The following is a 26231-nucleotide window of genomic DNA, read 5'->3' as shown; positions in this document are numbered from 1 at the left end:
GGATTTCATCGTCGGAACAGGGGTTTGACGAGGCTGCCACACCCGGGAGGTGCAGGGAACCGCGACAGGCCTGTCAGGATGATTCCACGCGCAGCGCCGGGCGCCGAGGCGCCGCGCCGCGGCTGTGTCGCAGGCAGGACAAGCGCCCCTGGCCAGCAGGCGGCCGAGCCGGGGGCGAGCGGGCTGGGGTACTACTGGCGCGGTGATGTCCAAGCCTTCTGGCGATTCACACCCCCTGGGTGAAGGGCGGCGCTCGCGCGTGGGGGCGCTGGCCCTGGCGGCGTTGATGCTGGTGACGGCGTGCACCACGGGGACGCCCTTGGGTGGTGGAAGGACGGCGTACCGGGACCGTCCGGCTGGGGAAGACGTAGGCGGGGGTGATGCTGTCTTCGCCACGTTGCCCTCGGACTTCGCGCCGGTGCGGGTCGGCGACTCGGAGCTCCAGGCCGCCCTGACGACGTTCTGGCTCGACATGCCGCCGCGGGTGGCCACCTCCCACTCCCCGCTGCACATCGGGCGCAAGCTGGCGTTGGCTTCCTCGTCTTGTGACGACGCGAGGCCATCAGACCTGGTGCGGTCCTACGGGCGCTATTGTGAGCGGTGCGGAACGCCTGGGGATTGCCTGACGCTGCTCGAGGACGGGCCGCAGCTGCGAGACGACGACAAGCGGAGCCTCGCGCTGGCCCTGGCGGTGGGGCCGGCGCTGGACGGACTGGACGCGGAAACACGGGCCCAGCTCGACCCGACGCGGCTGCTGGCGATGCTCAGCATCAGCATCACGGCCTACATGGCGATGTTGGTGGCGCCGGTGCCGGAGCCGGTGACCAAGGGCGTAGCCGCCGCGTTCACCGTGCTCCTGTGGGGCTACCTCGGATGGGAGTTCTTCGACTTGCTGCGCGCCTATGCGCGGCTCTACGAAGATGCGCCGCGAGCCTCCACCTTCGCGGAGCTGCGCGAGGTGGGCGAGCGGTTCGGCCGTGTCATCGGCCCCAACAGCGTGCGGATTCTCCTCATCGTGGGAACAGCAGCGGTAGGGGAGACGCTGGCGCTCGCATCCAAGGCGCCGAAGCTGCCGGGATTCGGGCAGGCCTCGGGGGCGGTTGGAGCAAGCACCGGCCTGCGCCTGGTGGATGCGGCTACCGGCGCCGAGCGCGTCATTGTCTCCGTCCCCGAGGGAGCGATCCGCGTCGTCCTGGCGCCTCACGTCGTAGCCATGGCCACCCGGGGCGTTGTAGTTGGGAGTCCCTCACCGGGGCGGGGGACACTCCTGCCTAACGGGCACAGGGCATGGGGCTCGTCGAGCGGCTTCAAGTCGGCCATGGGGCCTGCGGGCAAGGGCAAGGAGTGGCATCACATCGTGGAGCAGACCCCGGGCAACGCGGAGCGGTTCGGGGGTGAGGCCCTGCACAATACAGAGAACATCATTGCGCTGGATAAGGCCCTACACACGAACGTCAGTAGTCTATATTCATCGATCCGTTGGAGGATCACCGGTTCTCACACGCTGACCGTGCGAAAGTGGCTCGGCTCACAATCCTACGAGGCACAGCGCGCGTTTGGCTTTTTGGCAATCGAGAATGTAAGGAATGGAATATGGTAGCGGAGTTTGACAAGCTTGTTGAGGCCTTCGCTCACCACGTACAGGCCCAGACTCGCGAGATTTTCAACGGAGACGCGAAGGCCGGAAACAAGCACGCCAAGAAAGCCCTTGCCGCGTTTGATAAGCTACGTGCGCATGGAGACGCCGGACGGGATGCGCTCGCCGTACTTTTCACGCATCCGAGTATGGACGTGCGGACGGCTGCGGCAGCTTTACTGTTGCGCCATCGTACAGCGGAAGCGAAGGCGGTTTTGGAGGAGGCCGCAAAGGGAAAGGGTCTGATTCCTTTCGAGGCTTCCGAGTGCCTGAAACGCTGGGCGGAGGGCACCTGGGCCCTGGATCCTGTCGATCCGATAGAACCACCGGTCAAGCGCGCCCGGCCACGAACTCGGGGCAACAAGGGTTCCCCGGGGCGTGGCCGGGAGCATCATCGGGGTAAGTCCGGCGCTTGAGCGGGAGGCCCGCTCAGCATGGGTTGAAGCCGTTCCAACGGAACCTCGACGTCGAGAGCATGGAAGGCTCGCACCGAGACCGGTCCAAGCACCACGAGCACCCCCTCCTTCAAGAAGAAGCGGCGCACTGAAATCGGCACGTTGGTGCCCACCTTCGCGGCCGCAGAGAGCTTCTCGCGCACTGCCTGGGTCAGGGTCTCTTGCCAGGGAGTGCCGGGTCGAAACAGATCCGCCACCTGGTACACCGTGCCCGTCGCGAGATTGACGGTGAGCCCATCGACCAGTTCATCGGGATGGAGGCTCGGGTTGGTGCAGGCGGTACGGTGCAGCCGGACGCTGAGGAGTCCATCCTTCACCAGCCCCACCGAATATTCGATGGACACGTCGGTCTTACCGGGGTCGGGCAGGTCGGCGCAGCCCTCGCCTTGACGCGCTGGCGAGGCGTCGCGCGGCGTTCGACAACTCTCAGGAATGGTGGCCTGCACGGCCTGATCAACGAGCCGGTTGACAGTCGCAAGCATCTCGGACGACGAGAGCCCGGCGATTTCGGGATACGCCACGTCGACGGCGCATCGCCCTTTGCCGGTGGTGTACGTCTCACGCCGCTGCGCCACGCGGACGGAGCCCGCGGTCCCAGACCCGCCCGTGCCCTCGCGTGTTGTCACAGGCGGGAGTTCGGGGGCATGGCCGGGAGCGGCCTTGACCAGAGGTTGATCGCCGCGCGAACAAGCAAGCCCGGTCGCGCAGAGACACACGAAAAGGAAACGCAATGATCCTCCTCCGGCTCTCCGGCCAAATTCGGATGGGCCGCGTCTAGAGCAGCTCCTCGTCGCCCTCCTCGCCGGGCGGCATCGGACCGCCGTTCTTCTCCGCCTCCAGCTTCTCGAAGTGGCGGAAGATGGTGCGCGGATCCACTCCCAGGTCCTTGGCCGTCTTCGTCTTGTTGCGGTTGTTCCGCTCGTAGACCTCCTGGATGTACTGCTTCTGCCAGCGCTCGCGCGCATCCGACAGCGGCAGCACCGGCTCCAGGCTCTCCGGCCTCAAATCCAGGTCATCCGGCCCCAGCAACGGCTTGTCCGCCAGCACCACCGCCTTCTTGATGCGGTTCTCCAACTCGCGGATGTTGCCCGGCCAGCCGTACTTCTTCATCGCCACCGTCGCCGACGGCGAGAAGCCCTTCACCTTCGAGCTGAACTCCTTGGCGTACTTCTGCAGGAAGTACTTGCCCAGCACGAACAGGTCCTCGCCCCGCTCGCGCAGCGGCGGCAGCTTCAGCGTCACCACGTTGAGCCGGTAGTACAAATCCTCGCGGAAGGTGCCCTTGCGCACCTCCTCCTCGAGCACCCGGTTCGTGGCCGCCACCACCCGGATGTCCACCGGCTCGCCCCGGTGGTCTCCCACCTTGTAGACCACCTTCTCCTGCAGCGCCCGCAGCAGCTTCACCTGCAACTGCAGCGGCATCTCGCCAATCTCGTCCAGGAAGAGCGTGCCGCCGATGGCCGCCTGGAACTTGCCCACCTTCGTGTTCACCGCCCCCGTGAAGGCGCCGCGCACGTGGCCGAACAGCTCGCTCTCCAGCAGGTTCTCCGGAATCGCCCCGCAGTTGATGGTGATGAACGGGCCCTTGCTCCGCGGCGAGTGCCGGTGGATCTCCCGGGCGATCAGCTCCTTGCCTGTCCCCGTCTCGCCCGTGATCAGCACCGAGATGTCCGTGGGCGCGATCTTGTCGATGCGCCGGTACACGTCCAGCATCCCCTGGCACGCCCCGACGATCTCCCCATAGTGGGTGTCGTCCAGCCGCTTGCGCAGCTCGGTGTTGTCCAGCTTCAGGTCGTTCACCAGCAACGCGTTCTGGATGAGCAGCAGCGCCTGCGCCGCGAAGATGGTGAGCATGTCCAGGCTCTTGGGCTCGAACCGGTTCACCAGCCGGTCATTGCCCACGTACAGCACCCCGAACAGCTCGTCGTTGCGCACCAGCGGCACGCACATCACCGACAACAGCTTCAGGTTCACCACCGACTTGCTGCTCTTGAACTCCGGATCATCCAGCGCGTCGCTCAGGATGAGCGCCTTGCGGGTGCGCACCACCTTCTCGATGATGGAGTCGGACACCCGCGCCGTCGCGTCCTCGAGGTTCTCCCGCGACAGGTTGCGCGCCACCTTCACGTTCAGCTCGCCGTTCTCCCGCAGGATGAGGAAGCCCTTGTCCGCCCGCGTCACCTCGATGGCCTCGTCCAGCAGGCCCTCCAGCAGCTCGTCCCGGCTGGAGGTGCCCAGCAGCCGCTCGCTGAAGGCCGTGAGGCGACGCAACAGCACCAGCTCGCGCCCCACCACGCCCGGCATGTCCCGGGTGTGCGAGTCCGGATCCGACGTCGGCTCGTGCGTCACCGAGAGGGCCGGGGGCGGCTTGGGCGTGGCGTCCTCGCGGGCGAAGACGAGCTCGGTGCCGCCCACGCGGATGACGTCGTCGGTGGCGAGCACGTGGTTGTCGCGCTTCTTGCCGTTCACCTGGAACGTCGCCCCCAGGCTGCCCAGCTGGTAGCGCGTTCCATCGAAGAGCACGTGCAGGGCACTGTCCGGGACGGCCGGGTCCTCCAGCTGCACGTCATTGTCGGCCGAGCGGCCAATGCTGGTGATGCGCTTGTGGAGGGGGACCGTGCGGACCTTGCCCTCGGGGCTGCGGACGGTGAGGCTGGCCATGTCGACGCGTTCCTAGAAGGAGAGGGTAAAACCGGCTCCCGCTCCGCCGGAGGTGGGGTAGAGGTGGAGGCTCGCCCGGGGCGCGGCCGGATCGGGCGTGGTGGGCTGGGTCTCGATGCGCGTGTGCACCACCTGATCCTGGTGGTGCAGCAGGGCATCCAGCACCCCCGCCGCGTAGACGGCGTAGAAGCCCGCGGCCGAGCCCCACTTGAGCCCCGTCCAGACCTCGGCCTCCCTCTTGCGAGCGGTGGGGATGTAGCTCACCGTGACGTCCCGGGGCCCGCGGACGTCGTCCACGGTGACATCGGCCGTCTCGATGAGCGAGTCGTAGGCGAAGAAGGAGATGATGCTCGTCACCGCCAGCACTCCCTGCGAGGCCGCGAAGAGCGTCCCCAGTCCGGTCCGGCCCTGCTGGAACTGGCCCGCCCCGAAGGGCACGAAGTTCACCAGGAAGCTGCGCGTCTCCACCTGCCGCACCGTCACCTGCCGCGACAGCGCCTCCACCCGCCGGCGCTGCTCCTCGGCGGCCACGCGCTCCCTCTCCCGCCGCTCCAGCTCCGTGCGCTCCCGCTCCACCCGCAGCCGCCGCTCTTGGCGCACCAGCTCCAGCTCCGCCGACATCTGCTCGCGGATGCTGTCCAGGTGCTGCACCGCCGGCGGCGGCACCGCGAAGGGATCCAGGTTGAAGTCGGGCTCCAACCGCAGCAGCGCGCGGAAGTGGCGCGTGGAGTCCTCGGTGCGGTTGAGGTGGAAGGCGCTCAGCCCGGCCAGCTTGTGCAGCTCCACCAGGTCCTTGTCCGCCAGCCGGCCCCGGTCGATCCGCATGCCCGCCCGCTCCAGCACCTCGGCGTACCGGCCGTACTCGTAGCTGGCGCGCAGGGTGGTCACCTCCTCGTCCACCGGCTCCTCGGCGAACACGGTGGCGGGGGCGAGCAGCCCCAGCAGGAGAAGAAGGCGGAGGCAGCGGCTCATTCGGCGACGAGCGCCCCGCGCAAGGTGGTGGGCTTGCCTGGTTCGATGCTCACCGCGCGCCGCTCCGTGAGGTACCCGTTGTGGCTCACCTCGTACTCCACGCGGTGCTGGAAGCTCGCCGGGCCCCTCGGCGATTGGATCTCGAAGGGACGCTCCTGGGACTCGCGCGCGGTGCGCACTTCGCCGCCCACGCGCACCACCGCATCCGCGGGCTCGTACGCGAAGGACAGCCGCGAGCTCTTCAGCAGGGCGCGCAGGCGGAAGACGTTCTCCACCCCCGGCCTCACCTCGATCGTCTCCTGCGCGTCCTCGCAGTAGTCGCAGGTGATGGTGACGGTGTGCCGGCCCGGCGGCAGCTCCACCGCGTGCCGCGTGAGCGGTTGTTCGCTGCGCGCGCCCTGGTCCACGCGGATGTAGCCGTAGGGCCGCACGAGGATGGACACGGGCTCCGGCACGGCCCGGACGGGCTCGGGGCGCACGGGTTCGGCACGCGCGGCGATCCGCTTCTCGGGGGCGGGCCGCACCGGGGCCGGGCCAGGCGAGACCGGGAGTGAGCCGGAGGGCTCCGTCTTCGCCGCGGGCGCCACGACGCCGCGCTTCTGTTCCTGGGCGGACGTCACCCGCGCGGGGGCCGCAGGCGTGGCATCCGGGGCGCGCCGCTGGAACAGGTGGAATCCCACGCCGAGCACCGAGGCCACCAGCACGCCCGCGCCCAGCTTCAACCCGCGGGCACGCCAGCGCTTCACGCGGCGCTCGCGCTCCAGGCCCTTGAGCAGCCCGAGCGCCCGCGCGTTGGTGCCATCCAACGCGAGCACCTGGTTGAGGCACGCCAGCGCCCGGGGCGTGCGCTTCTCCGCGAGCAGCCGCTCTCCGCGCTCGAGCAGCGTGGCGATGATTCGCGGGCGCATCAGCTTCTGGTACGAGGGCGGATCCGCGAAGAAGGACGCGAGCTCCTCGCCCACGCGCGCGAAGCCGAGCCCCGCAAGGTAGTCCCCGAGCGCATCGCGCAGCTTGCTCGCGTTCGGGTAGCGCCGGGCCGGATCCCTCGCCAGGCAAGTGGCGCAGATGTCCGCCAGCTCGTCCGAGAGCGTGGGCACCCGCTGGCGCGGATCCTCATAGTTCCCGTCCAGAATCCGCTTGAGCGTGGCGGTGGCGTTGGCGGCCGTGAAGGGCAGCCGGCCCACGATGAGGGCGTAGAGGATGGTGCCCAGCGAGAAGATGTCCGTCTCGGGGCCCGCCTCGTGGCCCTCGATGATCTCCGGGGCCATGTGCGCCGGCGAGCCCACCAGCGCGCCCGTGACGGTCATCCGCTCCTCGATGTCGAGCAGCTTGGCGATGCCGAAGTCCATCAGCTTGAGGACGCCGTCCTCGCGGACCATCACGTTCTCGGGCTTGAGATCCCGGTGGATGACGCCGGACTCGTGCGCGTGCGCCAGCGCGGCGGCGATCTCATGGACGGCCATGGCGGCCAGCTCCGGCAGCTCCAGCCGGCCCAGCTCGTCCACGCACTGCTTGAGGGTGCGGCCGCGCACGTACTCGGTGACGAGGAAGGCGTCCTGCGCGCCCTCGGCCGAGAAGTCGAACACCTCGAGGATGTTGGGGTGGTGCAGCCGCGCCACCGCCTTGGCCTCGCGCGCCAGCCGCCGCCGCGACTCGGACTTGTTGGCCAGGTGCGGGTGCAGCACCTTCACCGCCACCTCGCGGTCCAACGCCGTGTCCAACCCCTTGTACACGACGCTCATGCCCCCGGAGCCCAGCTCCTCGAGGATGCGGTACCGCCCGATGTTGCGGCCGATGTGCGTCATGGGTGCCGAGTCTCAGTCTTCCAAGCCGATGCCCATGCGGACGCGAGTGTCAGGGTGGAGGGCGCGGGTATGACAGCGACGTCGGGGTTGGATTCTAGGAGCCCACCCCGTGGGGTGCAAAGCGTCAATCGCGCTTGAGGCGGCGGCGCGCGGCGAGGCGATCCAACAGGGCGTGCAGGAGCGGCTCGGCCTGGCGGGGCAGCTGGCGGTCCGTGGGGGAGCTCACCGGGAGGGAGCGGGCGAGCCGGTACAGCTCCACCAGCCGCTCGCGGAACAGCTCGTTCTCCGGGTGCTCCTGGAGGGCGCGGCGGTAGGCGGCGGCGGCCCCTACATAGTCCCCGAGGAAGAAGAGGCGCTCGCCCTCGGTGACGGGGGTGGAGGGGCCCTGGGGGATGGCCTCGGGGACGGCGCTGGCCCGGAGCGCCCGCAGGGCCTGGAGCTCCTCGGGTTGGAGCATCTCGCGCAGGTTGGCCAGCTTGAGGGCGAGGGCCTCGTCCTCGGGGAAGGCCCGACAGAGCGACTCGTAGAGGCCGAGGGCCTCGTTCAGCTCTCCGCGGCGCAGGGCGCGTTCGGCATGTGCGACCATTTCGGCGCGGGCTTCGGGGTTCATCTCGGGCGCAAGGTTACCGTAAGGGGCAGGGAAGTCACCCGGGGACTCTCCGGGCCTGCTCTGAATGTGGGATGGATGTTCACCCGGAGTCCAACCCCCGGTTGCCCGCTTGCCCCGAGCTCCGGGTGGGAGGGGCCTTGACTGAGGGAAAGCCAGGCGCCGCGGTTCCGCCTAGTGTGTGCCCCGCATGTTGACGATCCTCCTCCTCGCCGCGCTGGCCCAGGCTCCGGTCCCGGCCGCGGGTGCCTTCCCCGGAGACGCGCCGGACGCGGGCACGCCGGCCGTCGTGCCCCCGCTGCCCGTGGCCACGCTACCCCCCGCCACCCATGAGCTGTTCGAGCGCCTCAAGGGCCGCGTGGCCCAGGTGCGCATCATCGAGCGGCGCAGCGGCACCCGGTCGTCCATCGGCTCGGCGTTCTTCGTGAGCGCCGAGGGGCACGCCCTCACCAACTACCACGTCATCTCCGACATCGTTCACCACCCGGAGGACTACACCGTGGAGCTGGTGCGCGAGGGCAAGGACGCCGAGGCCGTGCCGGTCCGGGTGGTGGACGTGGACGTGGTGCACGACCTGGCCGTCATCCAACAGGACGCGCCGGTGAAGGACTGGTTCGAGCTGGCGGCGAAGGAGCCTCCGCAGGGCACCCGGCTGTACGCCATGGGCAACCCGCATGATCTGGGCACCACCATCGTCGAGGGCACCTACAACGGGCTCGTGCAGGACGCGCTCTACGACAAGGTGCACTTCAGCGGCGCCATCAATCCCGGCATGAGCGGCGGCCCCACCGTCACGGGCGATGGCCGCGTGGTGGGCGTCAACGTGTCCACCATGGGCAACCAGCTCGGCTTCCTGGTGCCGGTGGCCCATGCCCGCGAGCTGGCGGAGCGGGCGCGCAAGGTGAAGGAGAGCAGCCCCTCGGCGCTGCTGGCCGTGGTGGGCTCGCAGCTCCTGGACAACCAGCAGCGCATCACCGAGCGGCTCCTGGCCGCGCCCTCGCCGACGCAGCAGCTCGGGGAGTACCACGTGCCCGGCCGCTGGCAGCCCTTCCTCAAGTGCTGGGGCGACACCCCCCACCAGCCGGAGAACCCGTACACCATCACCAGCTACCAGTGCTCCTCCGAGGAGGACATCTACCTGAGCGGAGACCACCGCACCGGCGTGGTGGCCTATGACCATGCCTACGTGTCGAGCGAGCAGCTCGGGGCCCTGCGCTTCTCCTCGCTCTACGAGGCCACCTTCAGCAACGACCCGGGCGGCGTGGACGCCACCAAGGAGGACGTGACGAACTTCCGCTGCCGCGTCGAGTTCGTGAAGGTGGGCGGCATCCCCACGCGCACCGCCCTGTGCCTGCGCGCCTACAAGAAGTTCCCCGGGCTCTATGACCTGGCGCTCCGGGCGGCGACGATCAACGCGAACACCTCGGGCGTCCAGACGAGCCTGACCCTGGCGGGGTTCTCCGCCGACAACGCGCGCGCGCTCGCCCGCCGCTACCTGGAGGCGCTCGCGTGGACGAAGTGATCTTCCTGGAGGTGCTCGAGGCGGACGAGGTGCACGCCCGGCACCGGCTGGACCGTTTCCCCGTGACGGTGGGGCGCGGGTACTCCAACGACGTCATCCTGGATGATCCCAAGGTGTCGGCCTCGCACCTGCGGATCGAGCGCACGGAGGAGGGGAGGCTGGTGCTGCGCGACCTGGGCAGCCGCAATGGCACGTTCCGGGTGGCGCCCTGGGCGCGGCTGGCGGAGCTGGAGCTCACGGACGACGCGCGGGTGGCGGTAGGCGACACGGTGCTGCGCTTCCGGAGCCGGTCGCACGCGGTGGAGGACACGCGCGTCACCGCCATTCCCGTGGCACCCCAGGGCCGGCTCTTCGAGCGGCCCTTCGCCTTCCCCGCGATGCTCGGGCTGGCGGTGGTGACGTTCCTGCTGCGCGAGTACCTCACGAACTACCAGAAGACGGACTGGGGCTCGCTGGCGCTCGCGGTCGTCGCGCCGGTGTTCGTGGCCTTCATCTGGTCGGGGCTCTGGTCCGTGGCGAGCAAGGTGGCGCGGCGCGTGTTCCACTTCGGGGCGCACGGTGCCATCGGGAGCCTCGGGGTGCTGGGGGTGCTGGTGATTCCCCTGCTGATCGGCTTGCTGACGTACAGCCTGGGGCTGGGCGCGTGGGTGCGCTGGGTGTACCTGGCCGGCTTCCTGGGGTGGTCGGGCTTCGTGCTCTTCTGGCACCTGCGCTACGTGACGCGCGCGGAGCCCCGGCGGCTCGCCGTCATGCTGGCGGCGATCCTCGTGTGCTTCGGGGCCCTCACCCAGGCGGACTCGCTGCTGGGCGAGGAGGACTTCTCCTCCTCGGTCGACTTCGATCGCACGCTGCTGCCGCCCGCCTTCCAGGTGGTGCCCTCCCAACCGGTGGACACCTTCTTCGAGGACACGCAGAAGCTCCAGGAGGACGTGGACAAGCTCGCGAAGGAGAAGCCGTGAGCTACATGCCGCGCACGGCGTGCGGCTGGTAGGGGGCCTCCAGCGCCTTCACCTCGTCCGCGGTGAGCGTCACGTCCACCGAGCGGATGGCCGCATCCAGGTGCTCCAGCTTCGTGGCGCCGATGATGGGGGCCACCACGGCCGGCTTGGACAACAGCCACGCCAGGGACACCTCGGCGGGCGTGTTGCCCCGGGCCGAGGCCACCTTCTTCACCGCCTCCACCACGTCCCAGTCATGCGGGTTGTCGTAGAGCGCCGACGCGAACGCGTCCGAGCCCGCTCGCGCCGTGGCCTGCTTGTCATCCAGCGACTTGCGCGTGCCCGCCAGCAGCCCGCGCGCCAGCGGGGACCAGGGAATCACCCCGATACCCTCCGCCTCGCACAGCGGCATCATCTCCCGCTCCTCCTCGCGGTAGACGAGGTTGTAGTGGTTCTGCATCGACACGAAGCGCGCCCAGCCGTTGCGCTCCGACAGGCTCAGCGCCTTGGCGAACCTCCACGCCGCCGACGAGCTCGCGCCCAGGTAGCGGACCTTGCCCTGCCGCACCAGTTGATCCAACGCGGCCAGCGTCTCCTCCAGCGGCGTCTCCGGATCCATCCGGTGGATCTGATACAGGTCGATCGTCTCCACGCCGAGCCGCTTCAGGCTCGCCTCGCAGGCCTGCACCACGTTCTTGCGCGACAGGCCCCCCATGTTGGGCCCCTCCGTCATGGGGAAGTAGACCTTGGTGGCGAGCACCACCTCCTCCATCCGCGCGTACTTGCGCAGCGCGCGGCCCGTCACCTCCTCGCTCACCCCGAGCGAGTACATGTTCGCCGTGTCGAAGAAGTTGATGCCGGCTTCCACCGCCCGCTGGAAGAAGGGCTGCGAGGCCGCTTCGTCCAGCACCCACGGGCGCCAGGCGGGAGTGCCATAGCTCATGCACCCCAGGCAGATACGGGACACCTTCAGACCGGTATGACCCAGGTTGGCGTATTTCATCCGGTCAGCGTGCCATAGCCGGGTTTTCTCCCAGTCAAGAATGAGCGTGCCCGGAGTCCCAGCGGGCGGGCTTCGGTCCTCTCCTGGATTCTTGGTGCCCCATGGGTCGAGCGTCTAAGGTGGCGCGCGAGAAACAGGGGGCAGGAAGCGCTCGTCGGAACCGCTCGGCCCCTGGCGGCCGTGTGGCCACCGCTTTGGGTTCTTCATGCCCTCCGAGCCCCGCTCGTGAGGTCCCATGCCGCTGCTGTCGCGAGAGAATCCCGCGCGTGCCGTCTCCATTCCCGAGGGCACCACCTTCGTGGACGTGCTCCGCGAGCGGGCCCTGCTGCAGCCCGAGGCCCGTGTCTTCACCTTCCTCGACGAGGCGGGGGAGACCTCCGTCACCTACCGCGAGCTGGACGAGGGCGCGCGCGCCGTCGCGGCCTCCCTGCGCCAACACCTCGCCCCCGGTGATCGGGCGCTGCTGCTCTACCCACCGGGCCGTGAGTACGTGCTCGGCTTCCTCGGGTGCCTCTACGCCGGCGTCATCGCCGTGCCCGCGTATCCGCCCGATCCCTCCCGCCTGGCCCGCACCCTGCCCAGGCTCCAGGCCCTGGTGGCCGACTGCCGCGCCACCGCCGCGCTCACCACCGCCGCGTTGCTCGACATGGTCGGGTTCCTCACCGAGGACGCTCCCGCGCTCCGCGCGCTCCGCGCGCTGCGCTGGCTGGCCACCGACGCGCTCGAGCCCGGCGCCGCCGCGGCGTGGTCCGCTCCCGCGCTGTCCTCCGATGACCTGGCCTTCCTCCAGTACACCTCCGGCTCCACCGGCACGCCCAAGGGCGTGATGCTCAGCCACCGCAACCTGCTGCACAACTCGGGGCTCATCGCGCTCGGCTTCGATGCCGCGCCCCAGCCCGTGGGCGTCATCTGGCTGCCGCCGTACCACGACATGGGGCTCATCGGCGGCATCCTCCAGCCGCTCTACCGCGACATCCCCACCGTGCTGATGTCGCCGCTCTTCTTCCTCCAGCGCCCCCTGAACTGGTTGGAGGCCATCTCCCGTCACGGAGGCACCGTCAGCGGCGGCCCCAACTTCGCCTACGAGCTGTGCGTCCGGAAGACGACCCCCGAGCAGCGCGCCGCGTTGGATCTCCGCAGTTGGGAGGTGGCCTTCTGCGGCGCCGAGCCCATCCGCCAGGAGACGCTGGAGCGGTTCGCCGAGGCGTTCGCCCCCGCCGGCTTCCGGCGCGAGGCCTTCTATCCCTGCTACGGGCTCGCCGAGGGCACCCTCATCGTCAGCGGTGGGCGCAAGGCCGAACCGCCCCGGGTGCGCCACTTCGCGCGCGAGGCGCTGCTGCGGGGAGAGGCGCGGGCTCCGGACGCCGGGCACGAGGGCGTGCCGATGATCGGCTGTGGCGGCTCCCTGGGGGACCAGGAGGTGCGCATCGTCGAGCCCGAGACGCGTGTGCCGTGTGCCCCCGGCCGCGTCGGGGAGATCTGGGTCCGCGGCGCCAGCATGGCCCGTGGCTACTGGGAGCGCTCCGACGACACCGCGCGCACCTTCCAGGCTCGGCTCGCGGGCTCCGGTGAGGGGTCGTACCTGCGCACCGGGGACCTCGGCGTGCTCGACGGCGGCGAGCTGTTCGTCACCGGGCGGCGCAAGGACCTGCTCATCATCCGCGGGCGCAACCACTACCCGCAGGACCTCGAGTTCACCGTGGAGCAGTGTGACCCGGGGCTGCGGCCCGGCTGCGGCGCGGCCTTCTCCGTGGACACCGGGGGCGAGGAGCGGCTGGTCGTCGTCCATGAGTTCGCCGATCGCTCCGGCGCCGATCCGGAGGCGCGCGCCCGCGACGTCATCGCCCGCATCCGCCAGGCGGTGGCCGAGCAGCATGAGCTGGGCGTGCATGCCGTGGTGCTGCTTGTGCCCGGGAGCATCCCGAAGACATCGAGCGGGAAGATCCAGCGCCATGCCTGCCGCGCCGCCTTCCTCGATGGCTCCCTGGAGGCCGTGGGCTCCTGGAGTGAGGGGGCTTCCATCACCCGCGTGGAGACCGCGGGTGCGCTGGGGACGGACGAGTCCGCTCCACCCGTGAGCGCGGGAGTGGAGGCGCTGCTGCCGTGGCTCTCCGCCCGCCTGTCGCGGGAGCTCCGCATTCCCGCCGGCGAGCTGCGGCCGGACGTGCCACTCACCCAGTACGGGCTCGACTCGCTGCGCGCCATGGAGGTGCGCGGTTCGCTCGAGCAGACGTTCGGGGTGAAGCTGCCCGTTACCAGTCTGCTCCGGGGACCCAGTGTGCGGGAGCTGGCCGAGAGCCTCGTGGTGCTTCCCACTCCCGAGGCCGAGGCACCACTCGCGCCCCAGGCTCCTGGGGAGGCTCCGCCGTTGTCCGAGGGGCAGCGGGCGCTGTGGTTCCTCCAGCGCATGGCTCCGGAGAGCACCGCGTACCACGTGGTCCGCGCGGCGCGGATCCGCTCCACCCTCGATGTTCCGGCGTTGGAGCGGGCCTTCCTGTCGCTCGTGGCGCGCCACCCGTCACTGTGCGCGGTGTTCCCCGAGGAGAACGGCGCCCCCGTCCCGCGCTTCGTGCAGCCCTCCGGACCGTTGGTGCAGGTGGAGGATGCCTCCGGCTGGAGCGAGGCCCAGCTGCGGACGCGGCTCGACGCCGAGGCCCACCGGCCCTTCGACCTGGAGCAGGGGCCGCTGATGCGCGTCCTGCTCTTCACCCGGCGCCCGGACGAGCACGTGCTGCTGCTCTCGCTCCACCACCTCATCACCGACTTCTGGTCCCTGGGCGTCATGGTGGAGGAGCTGGGCGCGCTCTACACGGCGGAGACGGGGGGCCTCGCGGGCGTGCTGCCGGCGCTCTCCCCGGATCCCGTGGAGGCCACCCGTACGCTCTCCGCGCGGCTCGCGGGCCCGCGGGGCGAGGTGCTGCGCTCCTTCTGGAAGGAGCGGCTCGGCGGGGAGCTGCCCCTGCTGGCGCTTCCCACGGACCGTCCCCGTCCCAGGCTCCAGTCCTTCCGGGGCGACACGCTCCCGTTCCAGGTGGGGCCGGAGATCACCCTGCGCGTGAATGCGCTCGCGCGGGAGCTCGGGGCCACGCCGTACATGGTGCTGCTGGCCGCCTTCTTCGCCTTCCTGCGCCGCTACACCGGCCAGGACGAGCTGATCGTCGGCTCGCCCACCGCGGGCCGCACCCGGCCGGAGCTGACCCGGCTCGTGGGCTACCTCGTCAACCCCGTGGCCCTGCGCGCCCGCGTTCCCCGCGGCACCTCCTTCCGCGAGCTGATCTCCCAGGTGCGCGGCACGGTGCTCGAGGCGCTGGAGCACCAGGACATGCCCTTCACCCGGCTCGTGGAGCAGCTCCAGCCCACGCGCGAGCCGGGGCACTCGCCCGTCTTCCAGGCGATGTTCGTCCTGCAGCGCGGCCACCTGCCCGGAGAGGGCGCCTCGCTGGCCTCCTTCGCGCTCGGCGGTCCGGACGCGCGCATGCGCCTGGGGGCCCTGGAGATCGAGTCCCTGCCGCTCGCGCGCCGGGGCTCGGCGTTCGATCTCACGCTGATGATGGCCGAGGCGGACGGCGGACTGGGCGCCTCGCTGGAGTACTGCACCGACCTCTTCGAGCCCGCCACGGCCGAGCGCATGGCACGGCACTTCGTGGCGCTGCTGGCGCAACTGGTGGAGGCGCCCGGACGCGGGGTGGAGGAGGTGGAACTGCTGTCCGGGGAGGAGCGGGCGCGGGTGCTGGAGGAGTGGAGCCGGGGGCCGCGCGTGGAGGTGCCCGCGGAAGCGGTGGCGCGGCTGCTGGAGGAGCAGGTGGCGCGCGCACCGGAGGCGGTGGCGGTGGAGGGAGGCGGGCAGCGGCTGAGCTACCGGGAGCTGGAGGCGCGGGCGAGGCGGCTCGGCGCCCGGTTGCGGCGCGAGGGCGTGGGGCCGGAGGTGCGCGTCGGCGTGCTGCTGGAGAAGAGCGTGGAGGCGGTGGTGGCCTTCTGGGGCGTGCAGCTCGCGGGCGGCGTGTACGTGCCGCTGGAGGCGGTGCTGCCGCGCGAGCGCCTGGAGTGGATGGCGCGCGACGCGGGCGTGAAGGCGGTGGTGACGCTGCGCGGGCTGGAGGAGCGGTGCCTTCCGCCGGAGGGCGCGCGGGTGGTGCGGCTGGAGGAGACGGGCGCGGAGGAGCTGTTCCCCTATGAGAGCGGTGTGCGGGCCGCCAACGCGGCGTACGTCCTCTACACCTCGGGCAGCACCGGCAGGCCCAAGGGCGTCGAGGTGACGCACGCGGGGCTGTGCGACCTGGCGTACGCGCGGATGCGGGCCTTCGGCGTGGGGGCGGAGGTGCGGCTGCTGCAGCTCGCCTCGCTGGGCTTCGACGCTTCCATCTGGGAATACCTGCTGACGGTGTCCTCGGGCGGGACGCTGTACGTGCCCGAGGGCGGACGGGTGCCGCTGGGCGAGGAGCTGCGGCGGGTGCTGGTGGAGAGCGCGGTGACGATGGTGACGCTGCCCCCGTCCGTGCTGGCGTTGCTGCCGGAGGAAGGGCTGGAGCACCTGCGGGTGGTGAAGTCCGTGGGAGAGGCGTGCCCGCCCGCGTTGGTGGAGAAGTGGGGAAGGGGACGGCGCTTCGTCAACGGGTACGGGCCCACCGAGACATCGGTGTGCGTCACCTGGGCCGAGTGCGTTCCGGGCGAGGGCCGGCCCTCCATCGGCAGGCCGCTGGCCAACGTGCAGGCGTACGTGCTGGACGGGGACATGCGGCCCGTTCCGCCGGGCGTGGCGGGCGAGCTGTTCCTGGGAGGCCCCGGCATGGCGCGAGGCTACGTGGGGCGGCCGGAGCTCACCGCCGAGCGCTTCGTGCCCGACCCCTTCAGCCGTGAAGGCGGCGAGCGGCTGTACCGGACGGGAGACGTGGTCCGGTGGAAGGCGGACGGGCGGCTCGACTACGTGGGCCGCACGGATGCGCAGGTGAAGGTGAACGGCGTGCGCGTGGAGCCGGGCGAGGTGGAGTCCGCGCTGCGCGAGCTGGGCGGCGCGAAGCAGGCGCACGTGAAGGCCTGGAAGAGCCTCTCGGGTGAGGCCCGGCTGGTGGCCTACGTGGTGCCCGGGGAGTCCACGCCCCGCGAGACCCGGGAGCTGCGCGCGCTGCTGCGCCAGCGGCTGCCCGAGTCCATGCTGCCCTCGGCCTTCGTCCACCTGGAGGCGCTGCCCCTGTCCTCCAGTGGCAAGGTGGACGGGCGCGCCCTTCCTCCTCCCGAGCCCCCCGAGCGCTCCGCCTCCTTCGTCCCTCCGCGCAGCCCGCTCGAGGTGTCCATCGCGCGCTGCTGGGCCCGGGCGCTCGGGCGCGAGGCCGTGGGCCTTCATGATCATTTCTTCGATGACCTCGGCGGCAGCTCGCTCACCGTCGTCAGGGCCTGTGCCCTGCTGCGCGACGAGCTGAAGCGCGATGTCCCCATCGTCTATTTCTTCGAGCACCCCACGGTCCATGGGCTCGCCAAGCGGCTGGACGCGGCCGTGAGCACCGAGACTCGCAGCACTCAGCATCAGGATCGCGCGGAGGCACGCCGGCAGGCCCTCCAGCGCCGCAACCCCCGAGGGAGCCGTGGCAATGGCTGAGCAGGACATGATGGACGAGGGCACGGGGAACGACATCGCGATCATCGGCATGGCGGGGCGCTTCCCCGGTGCCAGTGACCTCCACGCCTTCTGGCGGAACCTGCGCGAGGGCGTCGAGTCCATCTCCCGCTTCGGGGCGGAGGAGCTGGAGCCGTCTCCGCTCGTCCCCGAGGCCCTGCGCGCGCACCCGGACTTCGTGCGCGCGGGCGGCGTGCTCGAGGGCGCGGAGCTCTTCGACCCTGGCTTCTTCGACATCGCCCCCCGCGAGGCGCTGTGGATGGATCCCCAGCAGCGCGTCTTCCTGGAGTGCGCCTGGGCCGCGCTCGAGGACGCCGCCTATGATCCCGAGCGCTTCTCCGGGAAGATCTCCCTCTACGCGGGCGCCGGCCAGTCCGGGCACGTGCTCTCCCTGCTGGGCCACGTGAAGAAGGAGCCGGCCGCCCTCTTCGAGGCGCTCGGCACCACCACCGCGGAGAATGTCGCCACCAAGGTGTCCTTCAAGCTCCGCCTGCGCGGCGAGAGCATGGCCCTCTACACCGCGTGCTCCACGGGCCTCGTCGCCGTCCACATGGCCTGCCAGAGCCTCCTGCTCCGCCAGTCCGATATCGCCCTGGCCGGCGCCGTCCGCCTCTCGCTCCCGCAGCGCACCGGCTACCTCTACCAGGACGGGATGATCTTCTCGCCCGACGGGCACTGCCGCGCCTTCGACACGCGCGCCCGGGGCACCGTGAGCGGCAATGGCGTGGGCGTGGTTGTTCTCAAGCCGCTCGCGGACGCGCTGCGCGATGGCGATCACGTCTATGCCGTCATCAAGGGCTCGGCCATCAACAACGACGGCCATCAGAAGGTGGGCTACACCGCCCCCAGCGTCGAGGGCCAGGCGGAGGCCATCTCCGAGGCCCTCGCCTACGCGGGCGTCGGGGCGGACGACATCGGCTACGTCGAGGCCCATGGCACCGGCACGCCGCTCGGGGATCCGATCGAGGTGTCCGCGCTGACGCGCGCCTTCCGCCGCGACACGGACGCGCGAGGCTACTGCGCGATCGGCTCGGTGAAGACCAACATCGGCCACCTGGACACCGCGGCGGGCATCGCCGGGCTCCTCAAGGCCACCCTGGCGCTCCACCACGAGGAGATTCCCCCCAGCCTCCACTTCGAGCGCCCCAACCCGGCCATCGACTTCGCCGGCAGCCCCTTCTTCGTCGCCTCCGAGCGCCAGCCCTGGGCGCGCGGCGAGCGGCCCCGGCTCGCGGGTGTCAGCTCCTTCGGCATCGGCGGCACCAACGCGCACGCCATCCTCTCCGAGGCTCCGCTCTCCGCCAGCCGCCCCAGCGCCCGGTCCCGCCAGCTCGTCACGCTCTCCGCGCGCACGGCCACCGCATTGGAGGCCATGACGCAGGAACTGGCCACGCACCTGGAGGCCAGGCCGGACGCGAACCTGGCCGACCTCGCCTTCACCCGGAACGTGGGACGCAAGGCCTTCGAGCACCGGCGCTCCGTCGTCGCGGCGGATGTTCCCTCGCTGCTCGCCCGGCTGAAGACGCCTCCCGCGGCACAGGCGATCGCCAGCCTGGAGGCGGCTCGCGAGCAGCGCGTGGCATTCCTCTTCCCCGGCCAGGGTGCGCAGTCGGTGGGCATGGCGCGCGAGCTGTACGCCGCCGAGCCCGGCTTCCGCGAGCACGTGGACGCCTGCCTCGCGCTCCTCACTCCCCGGCTGGGCAGGCCCCTGCGCCCGCTGCTGTACCCGGCTCCCGCTCAGGAGGCCGAGGCCCGTGAGGCCCTCGCGGATCCCCGCTACGCGCTGCCGCTGCTCTTCACCGTGGAGTACGCGCTCGCCCGGCTGTGGATGGATTGGGGCCTGGAGCCCCATGCCATGTTCGGGCACAGCTATGGCGAGTATGTGGCCGCGTGCCTCGCCGGTGTGCTGCCGCTCGAGGACGCGCTGGCGCTCGCGGTGGTGCGGGGCCAGCTCATGGCGCGCATGCCTCCCGGGGCCATGACCGCCGCGGGTTGCTCCGAGGCCGAGCTCCAGCCGCTGCTTACCGGGGCGCTGTCGCTGGCCTCCATCAACGGCGCCACCCGCTGTGTCGTCTCCGGCCCCGTGGACGAGGTGGAGCGGCTCGAGCAGGAGCTCGCGCGCCGTGGGGTGGGCTCGCTGCGGCTGCCCGCGAGGCAGGCCTTCCACTCGGCGGCCGTGGAGCCCCTGCGTGAGGAGCTTCAGCGCACCGTCGCGGGACTGCGGCTCTCCGCGCCCCAGCGGCCCTATGTCTCCAGCGTCACCGGGACGTGGATCCGCCCCGAGGAGGCCATGGATCCGTCCTACTGGGCCCGGCAGATGCGCCAGCCTGTTCGCTTCGCCGCGGGCCTGGACACCCTCCAGCAGGACGGGTGTGCCGTGTACCTGGAGGTCGGTCCCGACCAGGCGCTCACCACGCTGACCCGGATGCACCTGCGCGGAGAGGCACCGGTGCGGGTGGTTCCCTCGCTGCCTCGCGCGGGCACCTCGACGTCCGATCAGGGCACGCTGCTGGAGGCGCTCGGCGCGCTGTGGCAGGCCGGGCTGGAGGTGCGCTGGGAGCGCTTCTACGCCCACGAGCAGCGCCTGCGCCTGTCACTGCCTTCGTATCCCTTCGAGCGCCAGCACTTCCGGCTCGAGCCCCGCTGGGTGGAGACGGACGCGGCGCCGGCTCCAGTCAAGGCTCTGGCGCCCGTCGTGGCCGTGGCTCCGGCCGGCAAGGAGGCCCCTCGCACCGACATCGAGCGGCAGGTGCTGGTCATCTGGCGCGAGCGGCTCGGCGTCGAGGACATCGGCATCCACGACAACTTCCTGGAGCTGGGCGGCAACTCGCTCATGGCGGCGCAGATGCTCACGCGCCTGCGCGAGTCCTTCCCGGTCCAACTCCCCCTGAGCGACCTCTTCGAGGCGCCCACCGTGGCGGGCATCGCCGGGCGCATCGAGGCGCGCCTGAAGGAGGCCGGTCCCTCGGGGAGTGGCGTTCCGATGCCTCGGCTCGAGCCCGTGGCTCGCGAGGGCGTGCTGCCGCTCTCCTTCGTGCAGGAGCGCGTGTGCGCGCTGGAACGCTTCGTGCCCGGCAACCCCGCGCTCCACATGCCCATGGTCCTCCGGCTGACGGGCTCGCTGGACGTGGCCGTGCTGGAACGGTGCCTCGCCGAGACCGTCCGCCGTCATGAGGCCCTCCGCATCACCTACGCCTTCGTGGATGGCCGGTTCGTGCCCCGCGTGCACTCCGAGCTGAAGCCGGCGCTTCCGGTCATCGTCCTGGAGGGCTCCCGCGAGGAGCGCGAGGCCGAGGCCCTGCGGCTCGCCCGCGAGGACGCCGCGCGGCCCTTCTCCCTGGAGCAGGGCCCCGTCCTCCGCGCCTCCCTGGTGCGCAGCGCCGAGGACACGCACCTGCTGCTCGTCACCGTGCACCACGTCGTCTCGGACACCCTGTCCATGGTGGCGATCGCCCGCGAGCTGGCGGTGAACTACGAGGCGTTCCTCCAGGGCCGCCCCTCTCCGCTCCCCGCGCTTCCCGTGCAGTACATGGACTTCGCGGCGTGGCAGCGGCGCGCGCTGGCCTCGGGCGCCTTCTCCGCCCAGGAGTCCTTCTGGCGCGAGCGCATGGCCGCTCCTCCGGGCCCGCTGGCACTTCCCACGGATCGTCCTCGCGGGGCCTCGCGCTCGCTCATCGGCGCGCGCCGCCTCTTCGGCCTGTCCCGCCGCCTCTCCGACGCCATCCTGTCGCTCGGGCAGCGCGAGGGCTTCACTTCCTTCATGATCCTCCTCGCCGCCTACAAGGCGCTGCTGGCCCGCTACGCAGGCCAGGAGGACATCGTCGTGGGCACGCCCATCGGCAACCGCTCCCGTGGCGAGCTGGAGCCGCTGGTCGGCTACGTGGCCCACGCCGTCCCGCTGCGCACCGACCTCTCGGGCGATCCCACCTTCCGCGAGCTGCTCGGCCGCGTGCGGGACACCACGCTCGGCGCCTACGCGAATCCGGACGTCCCCTATGAGCACCTCGTGCGCGAGCTCGAGCCCAAGAAAGACCCCGGCAGCTCGCGGATCTTCGATGCGCTGTTCGTCCTCCATGCCGGCTTTGGCTCGCACCTGGAGCTGCCCGGGCTTCGGCTGGAGCCCGTACAGGTGCCGGACGCGCCCTCCCAGTTCGGCTCCATGCTCGCCAACCTCTGCATCTCCCTCGGCGAGGGCGAGCAGGGCTTCTCCGGTGACATGGAGTACGCCACCGAGCTGTTCGACAAGGCCACCATCGATCGGGTGATCGGCCACTTCGAGGCGATCCTCGAATCGGCCGTGACGGACCCCGGCCTGCGTCTCTCCGAGCTGTCCCTGGAGACCGCGGCGGAGCGCAGCCAGCGGGAGGCCTTCGCGTCTCCACCTCCGCGGGGTGAGGCTGTCTCGATCGCGGCCCTGCTGGAGGCCCAGGCCTCGCGGACCCTGGAAGCACCCGCCGTCATCGCCGGGGAGCGGAGCCTCTCCTGGGGTGCGTTGCGCGAACGGGCCCGGCATCTGGCCGGAGCGCTGGCGCGCAGGGGCGTGGGGCCCGAGCAGCTCGTGGCCCTGTGCCTGGAGCCGTCGCCCGAGCGCCTCGTCGCGCAGTGGGCCGTGCTGGAGGCCGGTGGGGCCTGGGTGCTCGTGCCTCCGTCGCGGTTGAAGGAGCTGGCTTCCCTCGCACCCGAGGGCGCACCGGCGCCGTTGCTGCTCACGGACTCGCGGCTGCGCACCAGCGTCCCGTTGGATGCCTCGCGAGTGCTGTACGTGGACGGGCCTCAGGAGGAGCTGCCCGCGCTCGAACACCGTGCCGCTCCGGCCGGTGCCGAGGCCATGGTCTGCCTCGAGACGCTGAGCGGTACCGAGGGCACTCCGCGCCGGGCCATTCACACGCCCCGGACCGTGGCCCACCTGTTCCACGTGCTCGACCAGGGAGGCAGTGGGACTCCCGGAAGCGCATGGCTCTGGGCCGAGGAGCCCGCGGGGCAGGGGAGCGGACTGGAAGTGCTGTGGGCCCTGTGCCGCGGCCTGCGCGTCGTCCTGCCGCGTGAGCCCGCGAGTGCCCGGTTCGTGGTGGGCCGGGAGGCCGCGCCCCGCCGCGCGCTGGCCTTCGGCCTCTCGTACTTCGCCAATGACGAGGACGCACTCGGCCGGCGCAAGTACCAGTTGCTGCTGGATGGAGCGCGCTTCGCCGACTCGCACGGCTTCTCCGCCATCTGGACGCCCGAGCGTCACTTCCACTCCTTCGGCGGCCTCTACCCGAGCCCCGCCATCACCGGCGCGGGCATCGCCACCCTCACCGAGCACGTGGGGATCCGCGCCGGCAGCGTGGTGATGCCCCTGCACGACCCCCTCCAGGTGGCCGAGGAGTGGGCGATGATCGACAACCTCTCCGGAGGCCGGGTGGGGGTGTCGTTCGCCTCGGGGTGGCATGCGAACGACTTCGTCTTCGCGCCGGACCACTACGCACGCCGCAAGGAGATCATGCTCCGCGGCATCGAGACGGTGCGGCACCTGTGGCGGGGCGGGACGGTGCTCCGCCGCAACGGTGAGGGCCAGGAGGTGGAGATCGCCATCCGCCCGCGCCCCGTGCAGGCGGAGTTGCCCTTCTGGCTCACGGCCGCTGGCAGCCCGGAGACCTTCCGGCTCGCGGGCGAGCTGGGCGCCAACGTGCTCACCAACCTCATGGGCCAGGATCTCGACTCGCTGGCCGAGAAGGTGGCGCTCTACCGCGAGGCCTGGCGGCGGCATGGACATGGTCCGGGCCGGGGGCAGGTGAGCCTGATGATGCACGCGTTCCTCGGGGCGGATGCGTCCGAGGTGCGCCGCGCCGTGCGCGAGCCGCTGCTGCGCTACTTCCGCAGCTCGGTGGACATCTTCAGCGGGTTCGCCGCCAGCCAGGGTCTCAAGGTGGACGTGCGCACCCTCACGCCGCGCGACATGGACGCGCTGCTGGAGCACGGCTTCGAGCGCTACCTGGAGGCCGGCGGTCTCTTCGGGACGCCCGAGTCCTGTGAGGCCATCGTCGAGCGCGTGCGGCGGCTGGACGTGGGCGAGGTGGCCTGTCTGGTGGACTTCGGCGCCAGCACGGAGGCGACGATGAACAGCCTCCAGCACCTGGACACCCTGCGGCGGCGCTCGCAGCCGGAAGGGACCAGGGTTGTGCCCTCCGCGCTGGCGGAGAGTGGTGCGGAGGTGGGGGCGGTGCTCGCGCTGGTGCGCGAGACGGGCGTCACGCACCTGCACTGCACGCCGTCCCTGGCCCGAGCGCTCGTCGCGCTCCCGGGCGTCTCCGAGGAGCTCCGCTCCGTGCGGCGGCTGTTCGTCGAGGGCGCGGCGCCGGAACTGGCCGCTTCACTCGCTCGCGCGGCTGGGGTGGAGGTGCTGCGCCGCGAGGAGGCCTTCGGGCCGGCGGCGTGGCTGCCGGTGCGCGCGGAGGAGACGGGCACCCCTGTCTTCCTGCCTCCCGCTCACATGCAGGTGCAGGTGCTGGATTCCCGAGGCAGGCCCGTTCCCGTCGGCGTCTCCGGCATGCTCGCCATCGGAGGCGGAGGTGTGCCGCGAGGTTTCTGGAAGGAACCGCCCCTGGAGGCCGGAGCACGGCTGCTCACCCTGGGACAGCGCGCCCGGCGCAGGGCCGATGGCTCCGTGGAGCTGCTCGCGGGAGGTGCTCCAGCGGTACGCCGTCCGGCACCGGCACCCGCGCCCATCCAGGCCCCACGTCCCGAGGGCCCGTCCGCCATCACCCGCGTGCCGCGCGATCGGCCGCTGCCCCTCAGCTTCTCCCAGCAGCGGCTCTGGTACCTGGATCAGCTCGAGCCGGGGAACGTGGCCTACAACAACCCGTCCGCGCTGCGCCTGAGCGGGCCGCTGGACACCGCGGCGCTGGAGCGCGCCCTCAACGAGGTGGTCCGCCGCCACGAGGCTCTCCGGACCACCTTCGCCCTGGAGGACTCCGGCCCCGTGCAGCGCATCGCCGAGTCCCTGTCCGTGCCCCTGCCCGTGGTGCGGCTGGAGGCGGAGGGAGACCGTGACGCGGCGATCGCCCGTTGGGCCCTCGAGGAGGCCCGGCGGCCCTTCGAGCTCGCGGCCGGTCCGTTGATCCGCGCGGCGCTGCTGCGCGCCGATGACACCGAGCATGTGCTGCTCGTCACCCCGCATCACATCGTCTCCGATGGCTGGTCCGCGGGCGTGATGATGAAGGAGCTGGCGGTCCTCTACGCCGCCTTCGTCTCCGGTGCCGCTTCGCCGCTGCCGGAGCTGCCCGTGCAGTACGTGGATTACGCGGCATGGCAGCACGAGTGGCTGCGCGGCCCCGCGCTGGAGAAGGAGCTGTCCTGGTGGAAGCAGACGCTGGCCGACGTGCCCGTGCTGCGGCTCTCCACCGACAAACCCCGGCCAGCCGTGCAGTCCTACCGGGGTGCGCAGCACCGCTTCACCGTGCCCCGGAGCGTGGCCAACACGCTGGGGGCGCTCGCCAGGCGCGAGGGCGCCACGCCCTTCATGGTGCTCATGGCCGCCTACCAGGTGCTCCTGTCCCGCTACAGCGGCCAGCAGGACTTCGCGGTGGGCACGGCCGTCGCGGGCCGCAGCCACCCCGAGCTCGAGTCCCTTGTGGGCTGCTTCATCAACTCGCTGCCCCTGCGCGCCGATCTCTCCGGGGATCCGTCCTTCGTGGAGCTGCTCGGCCGCGTGCGCCGCACCGCCCTGGACGCCTTCGCCCACCAGGAGGCCCCCTTCGAGAAGCTGGTCGATGCCCTGCACGTCTCGCGTGACCTGGGCCACTCGCCCATCTTCCAGACGCTGCTGGTGCTCCACAACGTCCCCATGCCCACCGTGCAGCTCGCGGGCCTCACCCTGAGCGGCATGGACCTCCACGCGGGCGCCGCCAAGCTGGACCTCGCGCTGGAGTTGCGCGAGACGGCGGACGGGCTGTGGGGCGGTCTCGAGTACAACACCGATCTCTTCGACGCGGAGACCATCTCCCGCATGGGCGGCCACTTCGTGCGCCTGCTCGAGGGCATTGCCTCGGCTCCGGAGCACAAGCTCTCCTCGCTCACGCTCCTGTCCGAAGCGGAGCGCCGCCAGCTCCTGCTCGAGTGGAATCCGGCTCCGGCGTTTCCGTCCTCCGCCACCGTGCTGGAGCTGTTCGAGACCCAGGTGGCTCGGACTCCGGATGCGCCCGCCCTGGCCGATGCCGGAGAAGTGCTCTCGTACCGCGAGCTGGCCGCGCGGGCCTGGCGCATCGCCTCGCTGCTGCGGCGGCAGGGCGTGGGCCCTGAGCACGTGGTGGCCCTCGCGCTGGAGCGCCCCACGGACGTCGTGTCCTCCATCCTGGGCACGCTCGCGGCCGGAGGCGCCTGGCTTCCGCTGGACATCTCGAGCCCGCCCGAGCGGTTGCGGCTCGTGCTCGAGGACGCGGGGGCGCGCGTGGTGCTCACCCGCGAGGCCATGACGGGCCGGTTCGCCCCGGGAGAGGGACGGTCCGTGCTCGCCGTGGAGTCCGCGGTGTCCGAGCCCTCTGTGTCCCCCTCGCCGCGCCCGGAGCCCCACCACGCGGCCTACGTGCTCTTCACCTCCGGCTCCACGGGCAGGCCCAAGGGCGTGGTGGTGGAGCACCGCCAGCTCGCGCACGCCACCCGCGCCCGCTTCGAGGTGTACGGGGCCCCGGGCGTCTGCGTGCCGCTGTCGCCGTTCACCTTCGATGCCTCGCTCGCCGGCCTGTTCTGGACGCTGCTCCACGGCGGCACGCTGCGCTTCCCGGAGGCCGGAGTGATGGATGATCCGAGGGAGCTGGCCGCCTCCCTCGCGCGGCACGGGGTCACGCACCTCATCGGCGTGCCGGTGCTGTACGCGCAGATCCTCGCGGCGGCTCCGGCCGGTGGGCTCTCCAGCCTGCGTGCGGTGAGCGTCGGTGGCGAGGCGTGCCCGCGCGAGCTGGTCCGCGCCCACCACGAGGCCCTGCCTGGCACGGCCCTCTTCAACGAGTACGGCCCCACCGAGGCCACCATCTGGAGCACCGTGCA

General features: G+C 71.2%; 11 protein-coding genes and 1 pseudogene (1 of these 12 cut by a window edge). 6 read left to right on the top strand and 6 right to left on the bottom strand.

Annotated elements, in window-relative coordinates; all coding sequences use genetic code 11:
• Positions 1-205 precede the first annotated feature (205 nt).
• Together NR798_RS26165 and NR798_RS26160 are read left to right on the top strand one after the other, a co-directional pair.
• Complete coding sequence (locus tag NR798_RS26165; protein ID WP_375765223.1) at positions 206-1600, top strand: hypothetical protein; 1395 nt, start codon at positions 206-208, stop codon at positions 1598-1600.
• Positions 1594-1944: pseudogene (locus tag NR798_RS26160) on the top strand (DUF2019 domain-containing protein); the annotation flags it as partial. The gene NR798_RS26165 and the pseudogene NR798_RS26160, both read left to right, overlap by 7 nt.
• 83 nt (positions 1945-2027) lie before the next feature.
• Here NR798_RS26160 and NR798_RS26155 read toward each other — a convergent pair.
• The 5 genes from NR798_RS26155 to NR798_RS26135 all read right to left on the bottom strand — a co-directional run bounded on the left by NR798_RS26155 (position 2028) and on the right by NR798_RS26135 (position 8139).
• The gene (locus NR798_RS26155) at positions 2028-2666 is read right to left on the bottom strand and encodes a hypothetical protein (protein WP_375765222.1); all 639 of its coding nucleotides are present in this window, start codon (positions 2664-2666) and stop codon (positions 2028-2030) included.
• A gap of 199 nt (positions 2667-2865) precedes the next feature.
• Positions 2866-4752, bottom strand: a complete 1887-nt coding sequence (locus tag NR798_RS26150; protein ID WP_375765221.1) for a sigma 54-interacting transcriptional regulator — start codon at positions 4750-4752, stop codon at positions 2866-2868.
• Between the two features lie 12 nt (positions 4753-4764).
• Positions 4765-5724, bottom strand: coding sequence for a hypothetical protein (locus NR798_RS26145; protein WP_375765220.1), 960 nt, complete (start codon positions 5722-5724; stop codon positions 4765-4767).
• Positions 5721-7529, bottom strand: coding sequence for a serine/threonine-protein kinase (locus NR798_RS26140; RefSeq protein ID WP_375765219.1), 1809 nt, complete (start codon positions 7527-7529; stop codon positions 5721-5723). Before NR798_RS26140 ends, NR798_RS26145 begins: the two co-directional genes overlap by 4 nt.
• 124 nt (positions 7530-7653) lie before the next feature.
• A complete protein-coding gene (locus NR798_RS26135; protein ID WP_375765218.1) occupies positions 7654-8139 on the bottom strand; it encodes a hypothetical protein in 486 nt (161 codons plus the stop codon).
• A gap of 187 nt (positions 8140-8326) precedes the next feature.
• On the opposite strand from NR798_RS26135, the gene NR798_RS26130 reads away from it, so the two are divergent.
• Both NR798_RS26130 and NR798_RS26125 read left to right on the top strand, forming a co-directional pair.
• Positions 8327-9658, top strand: a complete 1332-nt coding sequence (locus NR798_RS26130) for a trypsin-like peptidase domain-containing protein (protein ID WP_375765217.1) — start codon at positions 8327-8329, stop codon at positions 9656-9658.
• The gene (locus NR798_RS26125; RefSeq protein WP_375765216.1) at positions 9646-10617 is read left to right on the top strand and encodes an FHA domain-containing protein; all 972 of its coding nucleotides are present in this window, start codon (positions 9646-9648) and stop codon (positions 10615-10617) included. The genes NR798_RS26130 and NR798_RS26125 overlap by 13 nt, the downstream gene beginning before the upstream one ends.
• A gap of 1 nt (position 10618) precedes the next feature.
• Here NR798_RS26125 and NR798_RS26120 read toward each other — a convergent pair whose 3' ends face one another.
• Positions 10619-11599 (bottom strand): aldo/keto reductase, encoded by a 981-nt coding sequence (locus NR798_RS26120; RefSeq protein ID WP_375765215.1) that lies wholly within the window; start codon positions 11597-11599, stop codon positions 10619-10621.
• Between the two features lie 235 nt (positions 11600-11834).
• Between NR798_RS26120 and NR798_RS26115 the strand changes: the two genes are divergently transcribed.
• The gene (locus tag NR798_RS26115) at positions 11835-17192 is read left to right on the top strand and encodes an amino acid adenylation domain-containing protein (protein WP_375765214.1); all 5358 of its coding nucleotides are present in this window, start codon (positions 11835-11837) and stop codon (positions 17190-17192) included.
• On the top strand, positions 17185-26231 hold the 5' portion of the coding sequence (locus tag NR798_RS26110; RefSeq protein WP_375765213.1) for an amino acid adenylation domain-containing protein. 2284 nt of this gene lie beyond the right edge of the window; 9047 of the gene's 11331 nt are visible here — the first part of the coding sequence; the start codon lies at positions 17185-17187; the stop codon falls past the right edge of the window. The genes NR798_RS26115 and NR798_RS26110 overlap by 8 nt, the downstream gene beginning before the upstream one ends.

It is taken from the genome of Archangium gephyra (assembly GCF_042230915.1).
GTDB lineage: Bacteria > Myxococcota > Myxococcia > Myxococcales > Myxococcaceae > Archangium > Archangium gephyra_B.
The sequence above is the reverse complement of the archived record's forward strand: the minus strand, read 5'-3'. Positions and strand labels throughout refer to the sequence as shown.

Coding starts and splice junctions, on each gene's coding strand:
- NR798_RS26120 (WP_375765215.1), bottom strand. CDS start 11,599: ATGAAATACGCCAACCTGGGTCATACCGGTCTGAAGGTGTCCCGTATC.
- NR798_RS26145 (WP_375765220.1), bottom strand. CDS start 5,724: ATGAGCCGCTGCCTCCGCCTTCTTCTCCTGCTGGGGCTGCTCGCCCCC.
- NR798_RS26165 (WP_375765223.1), top strand. CDS start 206: ATGTCCAAGCCTTCTGGCGATTCACACCCCCTGGGTGAAGGGCGGCGC.
- NR798_RS26150 (WP_375765221.1), bottom strand. CDS start 4,752: ATGGCCAGCCTCACCGTCCGCAGCCCCGAGGGCAAGGTCCGCACGGTC.
- NR798_RS26135 (WP_375765218.1), bottom strand. CDS start 8,139: ATGAACCCCGAAGCCCGCGCCGAAATGGTCGCACATGCCGAACGCGCC.
- NR798_RS26140 (WP_375765219.1), bottom strand. CDS start 7,529: ATGACGCACATCGGCCGCAACATCGGGCGGTACCGCATCCTCGAGGAG.
- NR798_RS26115 (WP_375765214.1), top strand. CDS start 11,835: ATGCCGCTGCTGTCGCGAGAGAATCCCGCGCGTGCCGTCTCCATTCCC.
- NR798_RS26130 (WP_375765217.1), top strand. CDS start 8,327: ATGTTGACGATCCTCCTCCTCGCCGCGCTGGCCCAGGCTCCGGTCCCG.